Raw genomic sequence first — 20,306 nt, forward strand, 5'->3', positions numbered from 1 at the left:
CCTCAGCCGATCAGCCCCTCCACCGGGCAGCTCCTCACCCGGCCAGATCCCTTCGCCGCACCCCCGCAAGACCGCCGGCCACCAGCACCACGGCCAGACCCAGCAGAACCACCACCGGCCCCCACGCCATCGCGCCACCCGGCAGCTTGGGCAGATGGCCGAACGGGGACAGGTCCAGCACCACCCGCGGCACGTTCAGCGCCGGGCCGATCCAGCCGATCAGCAGGACCGCGCCGGCCACCCCCCACGCCGCGACCGCGCCCCGCGGCAGGACGCCGAAGAGAAGGACGGCGACGCCGCCGATGACCCATACCGCGGCGACCTGGAGCAGGCACGCCCCCAGCACCGGGCCGGTCTGCCGGCCGTAGCCGACGGCGAAGCCCAGGCCGGCCAGGAGCATCAGCAGGGCCGAGCCGCCGAAGGCGATGATCAGGTGGCCGGCGGCCCAGCGCAGCCGGCCCACGGCCGCGGCCAGCACCGGCTCGGCCCGGCCGGAGGTCTCCTCGCCGCTCAACCGCAGCACGGAGGAGACGACGTAGAGCGCGGCGACCAGACCGAGCATGCCGACCATGGCGGCGAGGAACGCGTCCGTCAGACCCGACTGGCCGCCCATCCGCTGGAAGATCTCCCGCGCCTTGGCGTTGTCGCCGACGAGCCTGGCCGCGCCGTCCGTCATCCCGCCGTAGACGACCCCGGCGAGGAAGAAGCCGATCGACCAGCCGAGCACGCTGCCGCGCTGCAAGCGCCAGGCCAGTGCACCCGCCGTGCCGAGGCGGCCGGCCGCCGGTCCCGGCCGGGTCGGCAGGAAGCTCATGCCGATGTCCCGCCGCCCGGCCAACGCGTAGGCGACCACCGCATGGAGGGCTACGGCGGCGACGAACAGTGGCATCACCCACCAGCGTTCGGCCGCGAAGGCACGCAGGTCCTCCAGCCAGCCCAGCGGGGACAGCCAGGTGAGCAGGGAGGATCCGTCGTCCGTCGCCGAGTCGCCCGCCGCGCGCAGTACGAACGCCGCGCCCAGCACGGCCGCCGTCAGCCCCCGGGCCAGCCGGGCGCTCTCCGTCAGCTGGGCGACGATCGCCGCCGTCGTGGCGAACACCATGCCGACGCCCGCCACCCCGAGCCCGAAGGCCAGAGCACCCGAGGCGCCCTGTCCGGCCAGCCCCGCCACGATCAGGACGCACAGGGCCGCGTTCGCCACGGCCGCTGTCAGCAGGGCCGCCGTGAGCGGGGCCCGGCGCCCCACCATCCCGGAGGACACCAGCTCCTGCCGCCCGCTCTCCTCCTCGTCCCGGGTGTGCCGTACGACGACGAGCAGGCTCATCACGGCCGCGAGGGCGCCCGCGTACACCCCGACCCGCCAGGCCGTCAGCGCACCGATGGAGTCGTCGAAGACGGGGCCGACCATGGCGCGCAGGGAGGTGTTGGTCGCCATCTGGTGCATCAGGTCGGCGCGGGCGGCCGGGGTGTCGTACAGGCCCTTCAGCGTCCTCGGCATGGAGAGGACCATCAGCGCGTTCACCGCGACCCAGACCGGGATCAGCACGCGGTCGCGGCGCAGGGAGAACCGCAGCAGGGTTCCCGTGCCGGCCAGTTGGCGCGTCATACCGCCACCTCGTCCGGCTCGTCCTGGTAGTGCCGCAGGAACAGCTCCTCCAGCGTCGGCGGCGTCGAGGTCAGCGAGCGCACCCCGGAGGCGGTCAACGAGCGCAGTACGGCGTCGAGTCGGTCGGTGTCCACCTGGAGCCGGACCCGGTGGCCCTGCACGTCGAGGTCGTGCACGCCCGGCAGGTGGGCCAGTCCGTTGGGCGGCCCGGCGAGTTCGGCGCTCACGCTGGTGCGGGTCAGATGCCGCAGGTCGGCGAGCGACCCGCTCTCCACCGTCCGGCCCTTGCGGATGATGCTGACCCGGTCGCAGAGTTCCTCGACCTCGCTCAGGATGTGCGAGGAGAGCAGGACCGTACGGCCGCGCTCCCGCTCCTCCTCCACACAGCGCTGGAAGACCTCCTCCATCAGCGGGTCCAGGCCCGAGGTCGGCTCGTCCAGGATCAGCAGTTCCACGTCCGAGGCGAAGGCGGCGACTAGGGCGACTTTCTGCCGGTTGCCCTTGGAGTAGGTGCGGCCCTTCTTGGTCGGGTCCAGCTCGAAGCGGTCGATCAGCTCGGCGCGGCGCCGGGTGTCGACACCTCCGCGCAGGCGGCCGTAGAGGTCGATGACCTCGCCGCCGGAGAGGTTGCGCCACAGGGTCACGTCGCCGGGCACGTAGGCGATCCTGCGGTGCACCTCCACCGCGTCCCGCCACGGGTCGTGGCCCAGCACCCGCGCGGCGCCCGCGTCGGCGCGCAGCAGCCCGAGCAGCACCCGGATCGTGGTCGACTTGCCGGCGCCGTTCGGGCCGAGGAAGCCGTGCACCTCACCGGCCTCGACGTCCAGGTCGAGGCCGTCCAGCGCGTGGGTACGGCCGAAGGACTTGTGGAGTCCGGAGACCGTGATTGCCTTCGTCATGGTTCCGAACGTACGCTTCTTTCAGAAATTTGTGAAGTTAAGGAAGTTCATAAACCCTCGGATAGGGTGAGGGACATGACGGAGTCGAGGACAGCAACGCCGGAGCGGGACCCGGAGTCGGTCTCGCGGTTCGTGGAGCACTTCGCGGCACAGCTGGTCGAGGCTGGCGTGCCGCGCATGCCGGCCCGGGTCTTCGCCGCGCTGCTCGCCTCCGACACCGGCACCCTGACCTCCGCCGAGCTGGGGGAGCAACTGCGGATCAGTCCCGCCGCGGTCTCCGGCGCGGTCCGCTATCTCGCCCAGGTCCACCTGGTCTCCCGCGAACGCGAGCCGGGCTCACGCCGGGAGCGGTACCGGGTGCACAGCGACCAGTGGTACGAGGCGCTCACCAACCGCGAGGCGATCATCAAGCGCTGGGAGGAGGCCCTGCGGGAGGGCGTCTCCAGCCTCGGGGCCGACACCCCCGCGGGACGCCGACTCGCCGAGACGCTGGACTTCTTCGAGTTCGTGGAGAGGGACGTGGCGGAGATGATGGAACGCTGGCGGGTGTACCGGGAGCGCAAGTACGGCCGCTGAGCCTCCTCGGCGTTCCAGCCTTCTCAGCGTTCCTTGGTCTCCTCCAGCACCGTCCGCCCCAGCAGCGCATACCGCTCGGGCGCCCGGCGCTTCAGGTACTGGGCGTAGCCCACCCCCGTCGCCGCGACCAGCGCCACCAGCCACGGCGTCGCCTTCAGCAGCAGTGAGCCGGACTCCGCCCCCGCCGCGACCCCCATGTTGGACACCAGCAGGACGACCACGCCGAGCATCGCGATGCCGCCGATGAGCGGGGCGGTGAAGGTCCGGAACCAGTGGCGGCTCTCCGGGTGGTGCGTGCGGAAGTAGACGAGCACCGCGAAGGAGCACACGGCCTGGACGACCAGGATGGCCATCGTGCCGAGGATGGCCAGCAGCACGTAGAGCGCGTTGTAGGGGTCCTTGCCCGCGATCCAGAACGCGGCGATCAGTACGGCGCTCACCACCGTCTGCACCAGGCCCGCGATGTGCGGGGAGCCGTGCCGGGCGTGGGTGCGGCCGACGGTGTTCTTCAGCGAGGGCAGCACACCCTCCCGGCCGAGGGCGTACAGATAGCGGGCGGCGCAGTTGTGGAAGGCCATGCCGCAGGCCAGCGAGCCGGTGATCATCAGCCACTGCATGACGTCGACGGCCCAGTGGCCGACGTACCGCTCGGTGGGGTGGAAGAACAGGGCGAGCGGGTTGGCGGAGGAGGCGGCCCTTACGGCCTCGGCCTCACCGTTGCCCGTGATGGCCATCCAGGAGACGAAGACGTAGAAGACGCCGACGCCCAGGACGCTGATCATCGTGGCCTTGGGGATGATCTTCTTCGGGTCGCGCGACTCCTCGCCGTACATCGCGGTCGACTCGAAGCCGACCCAGGACCAGAAGGCGAAGAACAGCCCGAGCCCGGCGGACGTGCCCTTGAAGGCGTTGACCGGGTTGACCGGGGCGAGGGTGAACCCGTGCGGGCCGCCGCCGTGCAAGGCGACCGACACCGCCATCGCCGCCAGCACGGTCACCTCGGTCGCCAGCAGCGCCACCAGCAGTTTCTCGGCGACGCTGATCCCGAACCAGGTGCCGGTCGCGTTGATCGCGAGCATCAGGACCGCGAAGGCCCACCAGGGCACGTGCAGGCCCGTCTGGTCCTTCAGCGTGGTCGTGGCGAAGGTCGAGAAGATGCCGATCAGCGCCGGTTCGAAGACGACGTACGCGAAGGTCGCGAGCAGTCCGGAGGCGAGGCCGGCGGTGCGTCCCAGGCCGTAGGAGATGAAGCCGTAGAAGGCCCCGGTCGACGTGATGTGCTTCGCCATGGACGTGAAACCCACGGAAAAGATTGCCAGGACGACCATTGCGACGAGATAGCTCGCGGGCGCCCCGATCCCATTGCCGGACGACACCATGAAGGGCACGTTGCCGGTCATCGCGGTGATCGGCGCGGCGGTGGCGACGGCCATGAAGACCACCCCGAGCAGCCCCACGGCGTTGGGTTTCAGCCGATGAACGGTTTCCTCGTCCGCCGTGCCCGCCGCCGGGGCAATGCCCTCGTCCACTGCCATCGGGTGGCCCCTTCCATGTCGGGTCCCTGGGTTCTGGTGGGTCCTGATGGAGCAGGATGGTGTACGGGAGAGGGGCACGGGAAGGGGTCGGGGCGGTTAAATATGTGTCACCAGACCATTGAGGTGGGTGATTCCAGGATCCCGGCTTGCCGACGTGTTCGTTCGGCTACTTTGCGTGGTGACTGGTCCGCGTTCGTGGGAGGGCGCATCATGACGCTGATGACAGAGCGACCGACGATAAGCGGCAGCGAGCCCATCGGCTTCGAGGAGCTTCTCGACGCCCTCGACGAGTTGGACATGCCCGGTTTCAAGGCCGAGGTCATCAGGGGGAGCATCGTCTTGTCGCCATGGTCGAGGGGTTACTACGCCCGCGTGATGAGGCTCGTGTGCACGCAGTTGGAGAGGCACCTTCCGGAGGGCCACGTCATTGGAACGGGGCCGTTCCTGTACGTCTTTCCGGGCGACGAGCGTGCGTACGGTCCTGACATCCATGCCGCGCCTGAGCAGGTCTTCGAGACGGACAGCAACCGCCTCGACGGCGAGGCCCTCTCCCTGGTCGCCGAGCTGACGTCCTCCTCCACCCGGGACGACGATTTGACGGACAAGGTCACCGTCTACGGAAGGGCCGGCATCCCCGTCTACCTCATCCTCGACATGCAGGAGAAGCGGGCCACGGCTTTCTGGGACCCCTCGCCCAAGGGATACGAGTCGCGTGAGACGAGGCCCTTCGGCGAGAAGCTGCACATCCCCGCCCCTTTCGACTGCACCCTCGACACCACGGGGTTCGAAGCCCCCGGCTCACGCTGAAGGCAACACCAACCCCCAAGCCCCCTCCACCACCCGCCACGTCCGCCTTCGTACCGGCCCCGTCACCGCCGCGTCCGCCCGGTACCGGAAGTCCGCGCCGACGACCGTCACGGTCCGCCCGGAAGTCCGCAGAGGTGTCGCCTCCGCCCCGACCGACAGCGGCCGTACCTCCACCCGTGCCAACCCGCCCGTGCCCGGCGTCACCGACACGGCCTCCACGGGCTGGCCCAGGTCGACCACCGTCTCCCCGTCGACCTCGACCCGGAACCGCGAGGTGCCCGGTGCCGGTACGGCGGGGAGCCGGGGCGGGCGGGGGGCGAGGGTGCGGACCAGGGAGCGGTACCAGGCCCGCCCGGCAGCGACCGGCACCGGCTCCACGGCCGCCGCCCGCACCACCGGCTCCGGCGGAATGCCCAGCCTGCTCAGCACGACCCCGTCGCTGTCGTCGACGAGCAGGTCCAGGCGCCGCTCGGCCCCGTCCAGCACGGCCCGCGCCGCCGCCACCGCGCCGCCGGGCACGCCCAGCGACTCGGCGAGGCCGGTGTCCCCCACCGGGACCACCGACAGTGCGCATCCGGCCAGCTCGCGCGCCCGGTGCAACAGGGCCACGGCCCGCATCAGAGCGTGACCGTCGCCCACCACGACCGGCCGCCTCGAACCCCGCCGGTCCAGTGCGCGGGCGAATTCCTCCGGCCCGTCCGGCAGGCACACCTTGGCCGCCGCACCCGCGCTGAGCACGTCTTTCGCGATCCGTACGGACTCCCCGTCCGTCTGCCGGGCCGCCGGATCGATGATCACCAGCAGCTGTTCGGACGTCGCGAAAGTCGCCACCTCGGTCCTGCCTCGCTTCCTCGGGTAGCATCTTTGTGCAAGAGCCCCTTGCGCTATTGCGCCAGGGGCTTCGTCTATTCCGGGGCATCCGGTCCGACGGTTGGCGACCAACGGCGGTCGCTGTGGCACGCGGCGGTGAACCTTACGCCCACGCCCCCGACCTTGGACATGCCCCGCCCGGAAGGGGTGTACGCGCGTGCCCGCACTTGTGCTGCTCGGTGCTCAGTGGGGTGACGAAGGCAAGGGAAAGGCGACCGACCTGCTCGGTGGCTCGGTGGACTATGTAGTGCGGTACCAGGGCGGCAACAACGCCGGCCACACGGTCGTCGTCGGCGACCAGAAGTACGCACTCCACCTGCTCCCTTCCGGAATCCTCTCGCCCACATGTGTTCCGGTCATCGGCAACGGCGTCGTCGTCGATCCGTCGGTCCTGCTCTCCGAGCTGAGCGGTCTGAACGAGCGTGGCGTCGACACGTCCAAGCTCCTGATCAGCGGTAACGCGCACATCATCACGCCGTACAACGTGACCGTCGACAAGGTGACGGAGCGCTTCCTCGGAAAGCGGAAGATCGGTACGACGGGGCGCGGTATCGGCCCGACCTACGCCGACAAGATCAACCGTGTCGGCATCCGGGTCCAGGACCTGTACGACGAGTCGATCCTCACCCAGAAGGTCGAGGCGGCCCTCGACGTCAAGAACCAGATCCTCACCAAGCTGTACAACCGGCGCGCGATCGCCGTGAGCCAGGTCGTCGAGGAGCTGCTGGGCTACGCCGAGCAGATCAAGCCGTACGTCGCCGACACGGTGCTCGTCCTCAACCAGGCGCTGGAGCAGGACAAGGTCGTGCTCTTCGAGGGCGGCCAGGGCACGCTGCTGGACATCGACCACGGCACGTACCCCTTCGTGACCTCCTCGAACCCGACCGCCGGCGGCGCCTGCACCGGCGCCGGCGTGGGCCCCACGAAGATCAGCCGGGTCATCGGCATCCTCAAGGCCTACACGACCCGCGTCGGCGCCGGTCCCTTCCCGACCGAGCTGTTCGACGAGGACGGCGAGGCGCTGCGCCGGATCGGCGGCGAGCGGGGCGTGACGACGGGCCGTGACCGGCGCTGCGGCTGGTTCGACGCCGTCATCGCCCGGTACGCCACCCGCGTCAACGGCCTGACCGACTTCTTCCTCACCAAGCTGGACGTCCTCACCGGCTGGGAGCAGATCCCGGTCTGCGTGGCGTACGAGATCGACGGCAAGCGCGTCGAGGAACTGCCGTACTCCCAGACCGACTTCCACCACGCGAAGCCGGTCTACGAGACCCTGCCCGGCTGGTCCGAGGACATCACCAAGGCGAAGTCCTTCTCCGACCTGCCGAAGAACGCCCAGAACTACGTCAAGGCGCTGGAGGAGATGTCCGGCGCCCCGATCTCCGCGATCGGCGTGGGCCCGGGCCGGGACGAGACGATCGAGATCAACTCGTTCCTCTGAGCCCTTGGGCCGTCCGGCCCCGTTCGGCTGCGCCCCCGTCCGGCTTCCGCCGGCGGGGGCGTTTTCCGTCGGCCGAGCCGGAGCAAGGCCGCCAGGGGACCGCGGGCGGACGCCGATGGGATTCCCCGATTCTCGTGGGGACCGCGAACGTTCCTGCAGAGCGTGACCTACTCCAACACCTTCGTCAGGGACGGCATGGACAACGTTGTGATCGGCGGGCGCTCGTTCGGCGTGCGCGGTGCAATGGGGGTATGAGCGTCCACCGGAATGCACGGTGCCGGGGACCGTACGGCGGCGAGGGCGACGACGCCGAGGGCACGGACTGCTCCGACCCCGCGATCTTCGAGGTCGCCCGGTATCACCGGCCCCCGCTCCACGTCTGCCCGGTGCATCTCGGCCCCTCCCTGCTGATGGCGAGCGGGGTGCTGTGGCCGCCGCGGATCAGGCTCATCGGCCGTATCTGAACCCGGCGATTCGAGGCGTGGTCCCAGGACAACGGCGCGGCGGTCCACCAGTGGAGCTGCCGGGCGTCCGACAACGGCAACCAGCTCTGGTGGTACGGCGGTTAAGACTCGATGAACAGCCCCAGGTCGGTCATGGACATGAACTTCCTTGACCGGCCTTTGGGTTGTTCGTGGTTCTCAGCGGAACCGGAGTGAGGCAAGCATCTACGCGGGTAGTCCCCGCACGTCTCTCGCACAGAATCTCCTCACTCCAGCCCTCTCCAGGAGCCTCGAATGCCCCTCAGTCCCATGAACCGCCGGGAGTTCGTGAAGAAGTCGGCCGTCACCGGGGCGGCGGTGGCCGCCGCCGGGACCGTCGGCACCGGCACCGCGCAGGCGGCCGAGGCCGGTGACCGTCCCGGAAAGGCGCCGCGCACCTGGTCGTTCTCCATCCTCGGCACGACCGACCTGCACAGCCACGTCTTCGACTGGGACTACTACAAGGACGCCGCCTACACCGACAAGGCGGGCAACTCCGTGGGCGTGGCGCGCGTGGCCACCCTCATCAAGCAGCAGCGCGAGGCGAAGGGCGAGGACCACGTCCTCCTCGTCGACGCAGGCGACATCATCCAGGGCACCTCCCTGGCCTACTACTTCGCGCGCGTCGACCCGATCACGGGCACCGACGGCAAGAGGGGCCCCAAGCACCCGATGGCCGTGGCCATGAACCACATGCGCTACGACGCCGCCGCCCTCGGCAACCACGAGTTCAACTACGGCATCGAGGTGCTGCGCAAGTTCGAGAGCCAGTGCCGCTTCCCGCTGCTCGGCGCCAACGCCCTGGACGCGAAGACCCTGCGCCCGGCGTTCGCCCCGTACACCGTGAAGCGCATCTGCGTGCCGGGCGCCCCGGACATCAAGGTCGGCATCCTCGGCCTGACCAACCCCGGTATCGCGCTGTGGGACAAGGACAACGTCAGCGGGAAGATGGTGTTCCCGGGCCTGGTGGAGCAGGCGAAGAAGTACGTGCCGAGGCTGCGCGCGCTGGGCTGCGACGTCGTCTTCCTGACGGACCACTCGGGGCTCGACGGCTCCTCGTCGTACGGCGATGAACTCCCGTACGTCGAGAACGCGTCGAACCTGGTGGCCGAGCAGGTGCCGGGCATCGACGCGATCCTGGTGGGCCACACGCACGTGGAGGTCCCGTCGTACACGGTGAAGAACGCGGAGACCGGCGAGGAAGTGCTCCTCTCGGAGCCGTACTGCTGGGGCTACCGCCTCAGCGTCTTCGACTTCGAGCTCGAACTCCACCACGGCCAGTGGAAGGTGACGAGCAAGAAGGCGCAGACCCTCAACCCCAACACCGTGGACGAGGACCCGGAGATCAAGAAGCTCCTGGAGGCCGACCACGAGCTGGTGGTCAAGTACGTCAACACGGCGGTCGGCACCTGCACACAGGACCTCTCGGCGGCGGAGTCCTGCTGGAAGGACGTGCCGATCATGGACTTCATCCACAAGGTCCAGATGGACACGGTGAAGACGGGCCTGTCGACGGCGGACGCCGCCCTCCCGCTGATCTCGGTCGCGGCCCCCTTCTCCCGCACGGCCGACATTCCCCAGGGCAACGTCACCATCAAGGACATCGCCGGCCTCTACATCTACGACAACACCCTGTACGGCAAGAAGCTGACGGGCGCCCAGCTCAAGGACTACCTGGAGTACGCGGCGAAGTACTACCACCAGGTCCCGGCCGGCACGAAGGTCGACACCGCGACGCTGACCAACGCCAACAACTTCTGGGACTACATGTACGACACGGCGGCGGGCGTCGACTACGAGATCGACATCGCGCAGCCGGAGGGGTCGAGGATCAAGAACCTGACCTACAACGGCGCGCCGGTGGCCGACGACCAGGTGTTCGTCGTGGCGGTGAACAACTACCGCGCCAACGGCGGCTCGGGCTACCCCCACATCGCTTCCGCCCCCATCGCCTACGGCTCGACGAACGAGATCCGTCAGCTGATGATCGACTACGTGACCGCGAAGAAGAGCCTCGACCCCGCCGACTTCGCCGTCACCAACTGGAAGCTGACGCAGGCCGGTACGCCGGTCTTCTGACCATCCACGGCGAGGCGGACGAGCCAGGGGCGGCCTTCGAAGGCCTGCGCCGGCAGTCGGCGGCGAGATCGCGGAGATCCGCGCGGTGAGCGACCGCCTCGGCCTGTTCGCAGAGCCCGGCCGGGGAGGGGCGAGGACTGCCCCTCCCCGGCCGGTGCCGTGCTCCTGCTGCGGATGATCACCCGGTGGTGAAGGGGGCGTACCCGGTCGGGACCTCGCTCACCTGCAGGTCCGAGAAGAGCAGGGTGAGCCGCTGTGCGCTGGTCTCGATGCGCACCTCATGAAAGTCGACCCCGACGGCTCGCGCCCACCGACGGGCCGCCTCCGACTCGGGCAGAACCTTGGCCCCCGGATACAGGGCATGCCATCTGACGCCCCAGACGTATCCGTCGAGGCCGGCATCGGGTTCATGGCCGATGAGACGGTCGTCCAGGGAGATCCGCCAGGTCTCGGGCAACACCGACGACTCGCACCCGGCCTCGACGCAGTGCCTGAAGAGATACCGCAGGTAGGCGGGCTCGACGCCGGTACGGGGATCCGCGGTCGCGTGGACGATGACCTCGTAGTCACGCAGGTAGCCGGTGTATCCGTGGTGCACGAGGGCCTGGTCGAATACCTCGTCCAGGATGTGCTGGAGTGCTGCGGCGTCCATGCGGCTGTTCCATCCCCACGCGCTCGGACGTCCGTCAGCGAGATCCGTGAGCGTGATTCGTCATTCGGACGAGCGCGTGGCGCCGAAGTGCGTCTCGTGCGTCCAGGCGTGGTGGCAGGAGGGGCACTGCAGGTTCAGCAGGCTGCCGGTGTTGGAGAGCAGATAGCGCCAGTGCGCGGTGCAGGTGCTGCTGCCCCCCTGCCGGCATGTCTCGCACCCGGCCCGGTCGTCACAGTTCGGGCACGCCACCCAGGCGCGCCGCCCTATGTCGGCCTGCGGATCAAGCGGCAGCATCGCCAGGCCCTGGGGGGAGCACGCCGGCCGCCACCAGCTCCTCGTAGATGCGCTGCTGCTCGGCGTCCAGACCGGAGTACAGCAGCGCACGCGCCTCCTCCTCACCGCGCAGCGCCGCCGCGGGGTCCCAGCCGGGGCCGAGGGAGGCCATGACGTGGGTGCGCCGGAGCATCTCGTGCGAGCTGAGGTCGACGTTGAAGTCGAAGGTGGGGTCGTGGGGGGACATGCCACCGAACGTAGGTAGGCATTTCCCCCACGGCAAGAATAGGTGGGTGAAATCACACCAGCTGAACGCAGCCTGTTCAGTTGCCGTGGGGCCGCCCGCTCCTCGGCGCCTCCGGCGATGGCCCTCCGGGCCACCCTTGACCCACCTCGCTCCAGCACGGGGGCGAAGCGGGCGGGCGGCCGGGGAGAAGTGGGCGACTCGACGGGGTCGGGCCCTGGGGTCGGCTGCGTTCGCATCCTGCGCTGCGGAGGGTGCGGTCGTGTCCGGCCTGCATGCCGGGCCGGCTTGGGGCGGTCGCCCGGTGGGTGGGGCGTGCTCACACTTCGCCTGCACGCCGGGTGGGCTGAGCGGCTTCCGCCCGGGTGGTGGGGCGCGGTCGCGTCTCGCCTGCATGCCGGGCCGGCTTGGGGGCGGTCGCCCGGGTGGCTGGGGCGTGCTCGCATCGGGCTCGCAGGTCGGGTGGGCTCTGCGGCGGACGGTCGGTGGGTGGTGGTGCGTGGGGGGACGGGTGGCGAGTGTTGCGGTGGTGGGTGAGCGGGCGGCCTGGAGCTGGTGGGTGGTGGGGCCGCCCATGAGGTGATCGTCCGGGGTGTATCTGGAGTCACATGCGGCCCATGGGTCACTCGCCCGGTGGGGATTGGCGGGTTTGTGCCACCCGGCCGTGGCCCTTGCCCCTGGATTTCGGGCTTGTGTGTGGGGGGAGGTGGCCCAAATCTGTCAATCACTGCCTGGGGGCGCGGGTGGGGTCTGCGAGTGGGGTCGATGGGGCAGGCCTCCCGGGGCGAGGTGCCGAGACGGCCGGTGTGCTGGCGATACGCTGGAGCACACCCCATCCGCCCATCGGTCGTTCGACGCTGAGACCACCCGGTATGCATCCGATGCGCGAACGCCCGCCGGCCGACGGTGCCAACGCAACGCCGCAAGGGCCCGGCGCCGGGCTGGGCCGTGTTGCTGCGGCTCGGCTGAACCCAGTGATTCGTCAGCTGAAGACGATCATCGAGCCCTGGGCCAGGGAGCGCGTCGCCGCTGCGTGCAGGCCCAGCCATACGTGGCGTTCGCGGGCGAAGGGGCTGGGGTCGTACGGGGCCGGGACGGCTGGTTCCTCCAGTTCTGTGGGGGCCGTGGGTGGGGCCGGGGCGGCTGGAGGGTTGGCCGGGTCGATGCCGATCGAACCGGCGACGTACTCCAGCTCGCGCAGGAGAGTCTGGGAGGAGCCCAACGGGCCGCCGCCAGCGAGGAGTTCGTCGTTGGAGAGCGGGTTCGGGAAGTCGACAGGGACGTATGCGCCCGCGTGGTCGTAGTGCCAGACCAGGTGGGACTGCTGGGCCGTCGACTCGAACATCTCCAGCAACTGCTCGTAGTCGCCGCCGAGTTCGTCGACGGGAGTCACCGGCAGGCCGCAGACCTGGAGCAGGTACGCGCGGCGCAGGAAGTGCAGCGCGTCGTAGTCGAAGCCGGCCACCGGGGCGACCTCGCCGGACAGGCCCGGCATGTACTGGTACACCGGCACCGGTGGCAGCCCGGCCTCGGCCAGGGCCTTGTTGTACTGCGCGAGTTCCTCGGCGAACGGATTGTCGGGCGTGTGGCACAACACGTCCACGAGCGGTACCAGCCACAGGTCACAGGCCAAAGAGGGCTCCTCGCACACAGAAGGGGCCACCAAGGAGGTGGTTCGGGAAGGGTACTGGTCATTTACCCGTTGGTCAGGTGTTCCAGCAGCTCCAGCGAGTGGGCGTTGGAGGCGGCGACGATGCTGCGGGCGGTGTCGGCCTCGCGGCGGGCCAGCGCGTCGACCAGGTCCGTGTGCCCGGCCCACAGACGGCCGCGCAGGTCGGGGAGGCGGAGCAGGTGCTGCACCGCGCAGACCCAGGACTGCACGCGCAGGCGGTGGAGGAAGTCGCCGAGGTAGGGGTTGCCGAAGAGGGAGCTGAGCTCGCGCCAGAAGCGGAGGTCGTAGCCGATGAGAACCGTCAGGTCGCCGGCCGTCGCGGCCCGCGCGGCCTCCTCTCCGCGGCGGCGCACCGTGGACAGCGCGGCCTTCGTACGAGAGTCCTCGGGCGGGGTGCGGAAGGCGGGGTGGCCGGTGGTGAGGGCCTGGAACATGCCGTCGGTGACCAGGCTGCGGGCCTCGATCATGTTCCGGTAGTCGGTGACGGAGTACTCCGGCACGCGGAAGCCGCGGTGCTGGTCGGCCTCCAGGATGCCCTGCGCGGACAGGTCGACCAGCGCCTCGCGGACGGGGGTGGCGGAGACGCCGTACTGATCGGCGATCTCCTTGACCGTGAACGCCCGGCCCGGTCGCAGCCGCCCCGCCAGCACCTCGTCACGGAGCGCGTCCGCGATCTGCTGGCGCAGGGTGCTGCGTGTCACGGGGCCTGTGCCGGCCATGGGGGGCCTCTCCTCACGCGTCAAGGTGACGTACTCGTACGTACACGCCCGTACTCGCGGTCTACGCGTGTACGTCATGTCTTACGAGCACGCCACCTTACGCGTTCGGATCGCCCCGGCGGCAGCCGTCGTACCGTTACGCCGTGTATGCGTCGGCCACGCTCAGCGCGGCGTCCAGGGCGGCGAGGCCCTCCTTCAGCTCGGCCTCGGTGACGTTGCACGGCGGGACCACGTGGGTGCGGTTCATGTTCACGAAGGGCCACACGCCGTGCTGCTTGGCGGCGGCCGCGAACGCGGCCATCGGGGCGTTCGCCTCGCCGGCCGCGTTGTACGGCACCAGCGGCTCGCGGGTCTCGCGGTTCTTGACGAGTTCCAGCGCCCAGAACATGCCGACGCCGCGCACCTCGCCGACGCTCGGGTGGCGCTCGGCCAGCTCGGTGAGGGCGGGGGCGAGGACGGTCTCGCCGAGGCGCCCCGCGTTCTCCACCACGCCTTCCTCCGCCATCACGTCGATCGTGGCGACGGCGGCGGCGCAGGCCAGCGGGTGCCCGGAGTACGTCAGACCGCCGGGGTAGGGCCGCTTGCCGAAGGTCTCGGCGATCGCGCCCGAGATGGCGACACCGCCCAGCGGGACGTAACCCGAGTTCACACCCTTGGCGAAGGTCATCAGGTCGGGTACGACACCGAAGAGGTCGGCGGCGAACCACTCGCCCGTACGCCCGAAGCCGGCCATGACCTCGTCCAGGATGAAGACGATGCCGTGGCGGTCGCAGATCTCGCGGACTCCGGCCAGATAACCGGGCGGCGGGACCATGATCCCGGCCGTGCCCGGGACGGTCTCCAGGATGATCGCCGCGACCGTGCCCGGCCCCTCGAAGGCGATCGTCGTCTCCAGGTGTTCCAGGGCGCGCGCGGTCTCCTGCTCCTCGGTCTCGGCGTAGAAGCGGGAGCGGTAGAGGAACGGCGCCCAGAAGTGGACGACACCGTTCGTGGCGCTGTCGCTCGCCCAGCGGCGCGGGTCGCCGGTGATGTTGACGGCCTGCTGGGTGCCGCCGTGGTACGAGCGGTAGGCCGAGAGCACCTTCGGGCGGCCCGTGTGCAGCCGGGCCATGCGCACCGCGTGCTCGACCGCGTCGGCGCCGCCGTTGGTGAAGAAGATCTTGTCCAGGTCGCCGGGGGTCCGCCCGGCGATCAGCCGGGCCGCCTCCGAGCGCGCCTCGATCGCGAAGGCGGGCGCGAAGGTCGTCATCCGCGCCGCCTGCTCCTGGATGGCCGCGACGACCTTCGGGTGCTGGTAGCCGATGTTCGTGTACACCAGCCCGCTGGTGAAGTCCAGGTACCGCTTGCCGTCGTAGTCCCAGAAGTACGACCCTTCGGCGCCGGCGACGGCGAGCGGGTCGATGAGGTCCTGTGCGGACCAGGAGTGGAAGACGTGCGCGCGGTCCGCGGCCTTGACTGCGGCGCCGGCGTCGGGGTTGGGCTGAGGGGTCATGCCGGTGAGGGTAAATGTCCGCGATGCGGAAGGCCTATCGGCGTCTTGTTCTGTGGACGGGGGCTTTCCGCGACAGGTTGTCGAAGGGGTGAGTGCCGAGTGACCCGTACGACCCCCTGTCTCGCCCGCGCCGGGTATTGATCCTGCCCCTGGGACCCGGCCGACGGCTGTCCGCGGTCCCGGACGAGCTGGGAAAGCCCGTTACGGAACCGTAGGCGGCGGGCCGCGCGACTCATCGGTAGGGCCGCATTATTCTCGGTCCGTCGCACACGTATGCGTCGTAGTCGTATGCGTTGCGTATATGGGGTGTATGGGGCGTTCGGGGCGTATCGGGGGGAAGGCGGGGCGGCCATGGAGAAGCTGGGGGCGGGGGATCCGCTGGGGGTTCCCCCGGCCGAAGGCCGGGGGAGGATCGGCAGCTACCGGCTGCTGGCGCGACTGGGCGCGGGCGGCATGGGGCATGTGTATCTGGCCCGCTCGGACCGGGGCCGTACCGTCGCCGTGAAACTGGTCCGTGAGGAGCTCGCCGCGCAGGAGGAGTTCCGGGCGCGGTTCCGGCAGGAGGTGCAGGCCGCGCGGCGGGTCGGCGGGTACTGGACCGCGCCCGTGCTGGACGCGGACACCGAGGCGGCGGTGCCGTGGGTGGCCACCGGGTATGTGGCCGGGCCGAGCCTGCAGCAGGTGGTCGGACACGATCACGGGGCGCTGCCGGAGAGGTCCGTACGGATCCTGGCTGCCGGGCTCGCGCACGCGCTGAAGGACATCCACGCGGCGGGGATCGTGCACCGGGATCTGAAGCCGTCGAACGTGCTCGTCACCATCGACGGCCCGCGTGTCATCGACTTCGGGATCGCGCGGGCGCTGGAGACGACCTCGCTGGGCGGGGAGGGGCTGACCCGGACCGGGTCGCTGGTCGGGTCACCGGGGTTCATGGCGCCCGAGCAGGTGCGGGGGGATCGGATCACGCCGGCGTGTGACGTCTTCTGTCTGGGGTCCGTGCTGGCGTACGCGGCCACGGGGTCGTTGCCCTTCGGGACCGCCAACAGTGGTGTGCACGCGTTGATGTTCCGGATCGCTCAGGAGGAGCCGGATCTGGCGGGGGTGCCGGAGGGGATCGCCGACCTGGTACGGGAGTGCCTGCGCAAGGATCCGGGGGCTCGGCCTTCGCTGGACGCGGTGCTGGAGCGGACGGGGGCGGGGGACACCGTGGCCGGGGGGCGGTCCCGGGATCCCTGGCTGCCGGGGGCGCTGGTCGCGCAGCTTGGCCGACATGCTGTGCAGTTGCTGGAGGTGGAGGATCCGGAGGGGGACGGGGCGTCGTCTTCGGGTGCGGGTGGCCCTGGTGGGGCGGACTCGCCGTCGGCGGGTGCGGGTGGTGCCGGTGGCGGCGCTGCGTCGGCCGACGGTGGCTCGGCGTCGGCCGCTGCTCGGGGTTCTGGCTCGGGCACCGGAGACAGTGCGGTCTCGCCCGAGCACGCTGCCGTTGCCGATGACGGGAGTGGGCCCGGAGCGGTGGGGGAGCCGGGGACCGGGGGCGGGGTGAATCATCTGCCCACCGTCGTGGCGGGGCGGACTCCGCCGCCGGGAGTGCTGCCTGCGGCACCGCAGTTCGGGCCCGCACCAGGGGCCTACGGGTATGCGCAGCAGCATCCGCAGCCCCAGGCTCAGCCTCAGCCGTATGCGCCGCCGGGCGGTGCCTACGGCTATCCGCAGCAGGGCGGGGGCCAGCCGTCGTACAACCCCTACGGCGGACTCGGGTCCACGCCGCCGTACGGGCCGCCGCCCGTCGGTGGGGCGCCGGAGCCGGAGCGGCGGGGCGGGCGGTCGACCGTGCTGCTCGTCGTGATCGCGCTGGTGGTGGCGCTGGGCGCGGGTGGCTCGGTGTACGCGTTGATGAGGAATGGCGGAGGGGGCGACGACAAGGGCGGCGGGACCGTCAGTCCTACGCCCACCGTCAGCAGTTCCGGTACCTCGCAGGCGCCCGGCACGGCGGGGCCGACGCTGTCCGACTCCGCCTCCTCGGACGGGGTGGTTCCGGCCGGCTACCTGGGCACCTGGGAGGCGGCCATCGACAGCGCCAACGGGACCAGCACCCGCCAACTGACCATCCGGCAGGGCGCGGTGGGTGACAGCGTGCTGACCCTGGTCGCGGACGGGCCGATGGCGAGCGGTGGCACGTACCACTGCGTCTTCGACGCCGAGCTCGCCGAACAGCCCGGCGCCGACGGGCCGTTGCAGATCGGACCGTCCACCGTCACCAGCGGCGAGCCCGCCTCCTCGTGCACTCCGGGCGAGGCCACCGAGGTCACCCTGCTGCCGGACGGCAGGCTGAAGCGGACGAAGGCAGGCGGCGGGGAGAGCCTGACGTACACCAGGCAGTGAGGTCCGCCCGGGGCTGTTGAACGTCAGACGAATTTCACCGAACGCATCCGGTTCGTCCCCTTCTTCGCGCGTACCGTGACTCCACCATCCGACTCCGGTCAGTGGCGGGGGCATCCACATGCAGTGGCTGAACGCGGAGAACGTGGTCGCCATCGGCACGGCGCTGCTGGGTATCGCCGCGTCCGCGGGCATGGTCTGGTACGAGCGCCGGGTGCCACGGCGCAAGCGGCTCGGCTATCGCGTGCAGATGGACAACGCCATCGGCGACGACGCGCGTTCGGGGCGGGTCAACCGGCGGCTCGGGATCTTCCTGGAGATGCCGGGGATGGAGGACGCCACACTCGTCCTGCTGCGCATCGAGAACGACGGCTCGCAGGGCATCGACCGCGACGACTACACCGGCCCCGAACGGCACGGCCTGACCGCCGTGTTCACCGACCGGACCATCCGCGGTGTCTCGGTGACCCAGCCGAGCGACGCCGACCATCTGATGGACCACTTCACCGCCGACCGCGGCTTCGGCTACGAGGGCAACACCCTGCGCATCCCCCGCGTCCCGCTCAACAGGGGCGACCACTTCAAGCTGCTGGTGCTGCTGTCGGGCGGCGACGTGGGGCGGGGCATACGGCTGAGCGGCGGCCTCCGGGACGGCGAGGTCCACACCAACCGCAGCGCCACCCCGGACGACAAGCCGCCGCTGTTCAGCGCCGCGTCCCGGCTCATCACGGTCATGCTCACGATGTGCGTGGTGACCCTCGCGGCGATCGTCGTGGCCCGCGACGACACCCGGCCGCCGATCGGCTGCGAGAAGGGCTCGCTGACCGTGATCGGGTCGACGGCCTTCGCACCGGTGATACGGGACGCGGCGACGCAGTACGAGAAGGACTGCGAGGGGTCCCGTATCACGGTCGATCCGCACGGTTCGACCGCGGGCGTACGGGAGCTGGCGGCGGACGGGGCCGCGCGCAGGAGCGGCGGAGCGCCCCCGGTCGTCGCCCTCTCGGACGGAGCGAAGCCCGACGACATGCCCGAACTGCGGGAGACCAGGGTGGCGTTGTCCGTCTTCGCGCTCGTCGTCAACGACGACGTGGGCGTGCGCGACCTGTCCACTGCGGACCTGCGCCGGCTGTACCAGGGCCGGATCACCAACTGGGCGCAGCTCGGCGGGCGTTCGCTTCCGGTGCATCTGGTCAGCCGCGACGCCAACTCCGGTACGCGGCAGGTGTTCCAGCGGCGGGTGCTCGGACAGGGCGAGATGGCGAACTCGTCCGTCGACTGCGTCCACAAGGACTATCCGTCGGCACCGGTGACCCGGTGCGAGCTGGACTCGACCGACCAGGTGCTGGCGGAGGTGGCGCGGCTGCCCGGCGCGATCGGCTACAGCGAGCTGAATCTGGCGACGCGGGAGAAGGGGCTGCGGGTGCTGGGCATCGACGGCAACGCGCCCTCGGTGGACGCCATCGAGCATGCGCACAGTGCCTATCCGTACCGGGAGATCGAGTACGCCTACACCTACGGCAAACCGCCGGCGGACTCCCTGGCCTCCAGCTTCCTGACCTACCTGTCACGCGGGCAGGGCCAGGAGATCATCCGCACCCATGGGCATGTGCCGTGCTGGACACCGGAGGGGATGAAACTCTGCGCGTAGGGGCTGCCGCGCCGGCTGCAGCCCCTATCGCGGCTCCGGCGGCCGCTGGCGCGGCATGTTCGGACGGGTCCCGTTCGCGGGCGGCACCGAGAAGCGGCCCAGCGGGCCCCCGGCCTCCTGGCGCGGCACGTACGCCACCGTCGCCTGCATGCCCAGCGGTGCGGAACCGGTGCGGAACTCGACCATCCAGTCGGTCGTCTCCATGCGCACCAGTTCCGTGACGTCCTCCGCGAAGCGCCGCAGGACCCCCAGGCACCGCTCGGCGGCCTCGCTCGCCGTGCCCTCCGCCGGGCCCAGCACCTCCCGGATGCTCTCGGAGGCCCAGTCGAACTGCAGGGCCTGCAGCCGCCGCTGTACCGCCTGTGCGGTGGCCACGTCCCTTATCCAGCCGGACGTCACGCCGAAGAACCGGTCGATGCCGACGCAGGCGACCCCGAGCAGCAGCGCCAGACAGCCCCAGGGCGCGACCCCGTGGGCCGCCCCGGCGAGGTCGAGCAGGGGGAGCGCCGCCCCGGCCACCGCGCCCGCCGCCGCGCCCGAGCGCAGGATCCGGGCGCCGCGCCGCTTCCAGACCCGGTCCCGCAGATACCAGGACGCCGTCTCCAGTGCCCCGTGCTCCACCCACCGGTACAGCTCGTCGAGCCGCTCGGCGGGCTCGCCCCAGTCGCCGAGCGGAAAGGTCCGCCCGGTCAGATCGCCCGGCCGCAGTCCGGCCGCGCCCTCGCCCCGCCCGTCCTGAGGCGGTCCCTCGGGCTGCATCTCCGGCTGACCCACCCGGCACTCCCTACTGATCCTTGATCACCTGTCGCGGCCCGGTCACGTTGCGTGACAGCCCATGCCGATGCCATGCCGATTCCATGCCGACGCGCGGCACCCTTCCTACCGCCCAATGGGTGGCGAAGAAGAAGCTTTCCCAGGTTTTCCGCCCG

General features: G+C 70.5%; 18 protein-coding genes. 7 read left to right on the forward strand and 11 right to left on the reverse strand.

Features of this window, described 5'->3' with window-relative positions; translation table 11 throughout:
* Positions 1-34 precede the first annotated feature (34 nt).
* A complete protein-coding gene (locus AB0M27_RS23435) occupies positions 35-1,606 on the reverse strand; it encodes an ABC transporter permease (protein WP_365723817.1) in 1,572 nt (523 codons plus the stop codon).
* Entirely contained in the window at positions 1,603-2,505 is a 903-nt protein-coding gene (locus AB0M27_RS23440) for an ABC transporter ATP-binding protein (protein WP_365723818.1), read from the reverse strand. The genes AB0M27_RS23435 and AB0M27_RS23440 overlap by 4 nt, the downstream gene beginning before the upstream one ends.
* A 75-nt stretch (positions 2,506-2,580) precedes the next feature.
* Here AB0M27_RS23440 and AB0M27_RS23445 point away from each other — a divergent pair, with 75 nt between their 5' ends.
* Positions 2,581-3,081, forward strand: coding sequence for a MarR family transcriptional regulator (locus tag AB0M27_RS23445; protein ID WP_365723819.1), 501 nt, complete (start codon positions 2,581-2,583; stop codon positions 3,079-3,081).
* Positions 3,082-3,104: 23 nt separating this feature from the next.
* Here AB0M27_RS23445 and AB0M27_RS23450 read toward each other — a convergent pair whose 3' ends face one another.
* Entirely contained in the window at positions 3,105-4,616 is a 1,512-nt protein-coding gene (locus AB0M27_RS23450) for an APC family permease (RefSeq protein ID WP_365723820.1), read from the reverse strand.
* A gap of 210 nt (positions 4,617-4,826) precedes the next feature.
* Here AB0M27_RS23450 and AB0M27_RS23455 point away from each other — a divergent pair, with 210 nt between their 5' ends.
* Positions 4,827-5,423, forward strand: a complete 597-nt coding sequence (locus tag AB0M27_RS23455; RefSeq protein WP_365723821.1) for a Uma2 family endonuclease — start codon at positions 4,827-4,829, stop codon at positions 5,421-5,423.
* Here the strand turns inward: AB0M27_RS23455 and AB0M27_RS23460 are convergent.
* Positions 5,415-6,254 carry a diacylglycerol kinase gene (locus AB0M27_RS23460; protein WP_365723822.1) on the reverse strand — a complete coding sequence of 280 codons (840 nt, stop codon included), beginning with the start codon at positions 6,252-6,254 and terminating at the stop codon, positions 5,415-5,417. The genes AB0M27_RS23455 and AB0M27_RS23460 overlap by 9 nt on opposite strands.
* Before the next feature lie 196 nt (positions 6,255-6,450).
* Between AB0M27_RS23460 and AB0M27_RS23465 the strand changes: the two genes are divergently transcribed.
* The 3 genes from AB0M27_RS23465 to AB0M27_RS23475 all read left to right on the forward strand — a co-directional run bounded on the left by AB0M27_RS23465 (position 6,451) and on the right by AB0M27_RS23475 (position 10,295).
* Complete coding sequence (locus AB0M27_RS23465; RefSeq protein ID WP_365723823.1) at positions 6,451-7,734, forward strand: adenylosuccinate synthase; 1,284 nt, start codon at positions 6,451-6,453, stop codon at positions 7,732-7,734.
* A gap of 251 nt (positions 7,735-7,985) precedes the next feature.
* Entirely contained in the window at positions 7,986-8,198 is a 213-nt protein-coding gene (locus tag AB0M27_RS23470; RefSeq protein WP_365723824.1) for a hypothetical protein, read from the forward strand.
* Between the two features lie 273 nt (positions 8,199-8,471).
* Complete coding sequence (locus AB0M27_RS23475) at positions 8,472-10,295, forward strand: 5'-nucleotidase C-terminal domain-containing protein (protein WP_365723825.1); 1,824 nt, start codon at positions 8,472-8,474, stop codon at positions 10,293-10,295.
* 178 nt (positions 10,296-10,473) lie between these two features.
* On the opposite strand, the gene AB0M27_RS23480 is transcribed toward AB0M27_RS23475, so the two are convergent.
* From AB0M27_RS23480 to AB0M27_RS23505, 6 genes are all read right to left on the reverse strand, one after another.
* A complete protein-coding gene (locus AB0M27_RS23480) occupies positions 10,474-10,947 on the reverse strand; it encodes a hypothetical protein (protein ID WP_365723826.1) in 474 nt (157 codons plus the stop codon).
* A gap of 60 nt (positions 10,948-11,007) precedes the next feature.
* Positions 11,008-11,241: a hypothetical protein gene (locus AB0M27_RS23485; RefSeq protein ID WP_365723827.1), complete on the reverse strand. Its 234-nt coding sequence runs from the start codon at positions 11,239-11,241 to the stop codon at positions 11,008-11,010.
* Positions 11,228-11,467, reverse strand: coding sequence for a DUF6400 family protein (locus AB0M27_RS23490; RefSeq protein WP_365723828.1), 240 nt, complete (start codon positions 11,465-11,467; stop codon positions 11,228-11,230). The genes AB0M27_RS23485 and AB0M27_RS23490 overlap by 14 nt, the downstream gene beginning before the upstream one ends.
* Positions 11,468-12,446: 979 nt before the next feature.
* Complete coding sequence (locus AB0M27_RS23495; protein WP_365723829.1) at positions 12,447-13,097, reverse strand: hypothetical protein; 651 nt, start codon at positions 13,095-13,097, stop codon at positions 12,447-12,449.
* A gap of 62 nt (positions 13,098-13,159) precedes the next feature.
* Positions 13,160-13,855: a GntR family transcriptional regulator gene (locus tag AB0M27_RS23500; RefSeq protein WP_365723830.1), complete on the reverse strand. Its 696-nt coding sequence runs from the start codon at positions 13,853-13,855 to the stop codon at positions 13,160-13,162.
* A gap of 136 nt (positions 13,856-13,991) precedes the next feature.
* The gene (locus AB0M27_RS23505; RefSeq protein ID WP_365723831.1) at positions 13,992-15,347 is read right to left on the reverse strand and encodes an aspartate aminotransferase family protein; all 1,356 of its coding nucleotides are present in this window, start codon (positions 15,345-15,347) and stop codon (positions 13,992-13,994) included.
* A 351-nt stretch (positions 15,348-15,698) separates the two neighbouring features.
* Here AB0M27_RS23505 and AB0M27_RS23510 point away from each other — a divergent pair, with 351 nt between their 5' ends.
* Together AB0M27_RS23510 and AB0M27_RS23515 are read left to right on the forward strand one after the other, a co-directional pair.
* Positions 15,699-17,729 (forward strand): serine/threonine-protein kinase, encoded by a 2,031-nt coding sequence (locus tag AB0M27_RS23510; RefSeq protein WP_365723832.1) that lies wholly within the window; start codon positions 15,699-15,701, stop codon positions 17,727-17,729.
* Between the two features lie 118 nt (positions 17,730-17,847).
* On the forward strand, positions 17,848-19,377 hold the full coding sequence (locus AB0M27_RS23515) for a substrate-binding domain-containing protein (RefSeq protein WP_365723834.1): 1,530 nt from the start codon (positions 17,848-17,850) through the stop codon (positions 19,375-19,377).
* A 24-nt stretch (positions 19,378-19,401) separates the two neighbouring features.
* Here AB0M27_RS23515 and AB0M27_RS23520 read toward each other — a convergent pair whose 3' ends face one another.
* A complete protein-coding gene (locus tag AB0M27_RS23520) occupies positions 19,402-20,151 on the reverse strand; it encodes an SLATT domain-containing protein (protein WP_365723835.1) in 750 nt (249 codons plus the stop codon).
* Positions 20,152-20,306 lie beyond the last annotated feature (155 nt).

Origin of the sequence: Streptomyces sp. NPDC052107 (genome assembly GCF_040680215.1) — a bacterium.
In the GTDB taxonomy this organism is placed as follows: domain Bacteria; phylum Actinomycetota; class Actinomycetes; order Streptomycetales; family Streptomycetaceae; genus Streptomyces.

Excerpts from the sequence above, each read along its gene's own strand:
- AB0M27_RS23435 (WP_365723817.1), bottom strand. The coding sequence starts at position 1,606 with ATGACGCGCCAACTGGCCGGCACGGGAACCCTGCTGCGGTTCTCCCTG.
- AB0M27_RS23440 (WP_365723818.1), bottom strand. The coding sequence starts at position 2,505 with ATGACGAAGGCAATCACGGTCTCCGGACTCCACAAGTCCTTCGGCCGT.
- AB0M27_RS23445 (WP_365723819.1), top strand. The coding sequence starts at position 2,581 with ATGACGGAGTCGAGGACAGCAACGCCGGAGCGGGACCCGGAGTCGGTC.
- AB0M27_RS23450 (WP_365723820.1), bottom strand. The coding sequence starts at position 4,616 with ATGGCAGTGGACGAGGGCATTGCCCCGGCGGCGGGCACGGCGGACGAG.
- AB0M27_RS23455 (WP_365723821.1), top strand. The coding sequence starts at position 4,827 with ATGACGCTGATGACAGAGCGACCGACGATAAGCGGCAGCGAGCCCATC.
- AB0M27_RS23470 (WP_365723824.1), top strand. The coding sequence starts at position 7,986 with ATGAGCGTCCACCGGAATGCACGGTGCCGGGGACCGTACGGCGGCGAG.
- AB0M27_RS23475 (WP_365723825.1), top strand. The coding sequence starts at position 8,472 with ATGCCCCTCAGTCCCATGAACCGCCGGGAGTTCGTGAAGAAGTCGGCC.
- AB0M27_RS23480 (WP_365723826.1), bottom strand. The coding sequence starts at position 10,947 with ATGGACGCCGCAGCACTCCAGCACATCCTGGACGAGGTATTCGACCAG.
- AB0M27_RS23485 (WP_365723827.1), bottom strand. The coding sequence starts at position 11,241 with ATGCTGCCGCTTGATCCGCAGGCCGACATAGGGCGGCGCGCCTGGGTG.
- AB0M27_RS23490 (WP_365723828.1), bottom strand. The coding sequence starts at position 11,467 with ATGTCCCCCCACGACCCCACCTTCGACTTCAACGTCGACCTCAGCTCG.
- AB0M27_RS23500 (WP_365723830.1), bottom strand. The coding sequence starts at position 13,855 with ATGGCCGGCACAGGCCCCGTGACACGCAGCACCCTGCGCCAGCAGATC.
- AB0M27_RS23505 (WP_365723831.1), bottom strand. The coding sequence starts at position 15,347 with ATGACCCCTCAGCCCAACCCCGACGCCGGCGCCGCAGTCAAGGCCGCG.
- AB0M27_RS23510 (WP_365723832.1), top strand. The coding sequence starts at position 15,699 with ATGGAGAAGCTGGGGGCGGGGGATCCGCTGGGGGTTCCCCCGGCCGAA.
- AB0M27_RS23515 (WP_365723834.1), top strand. The coding sequence starts at position 17,848 with ATGCAGTGGCTGAACGCGGAGAACGTGGTCGCCATCGGCACGGCGCTG.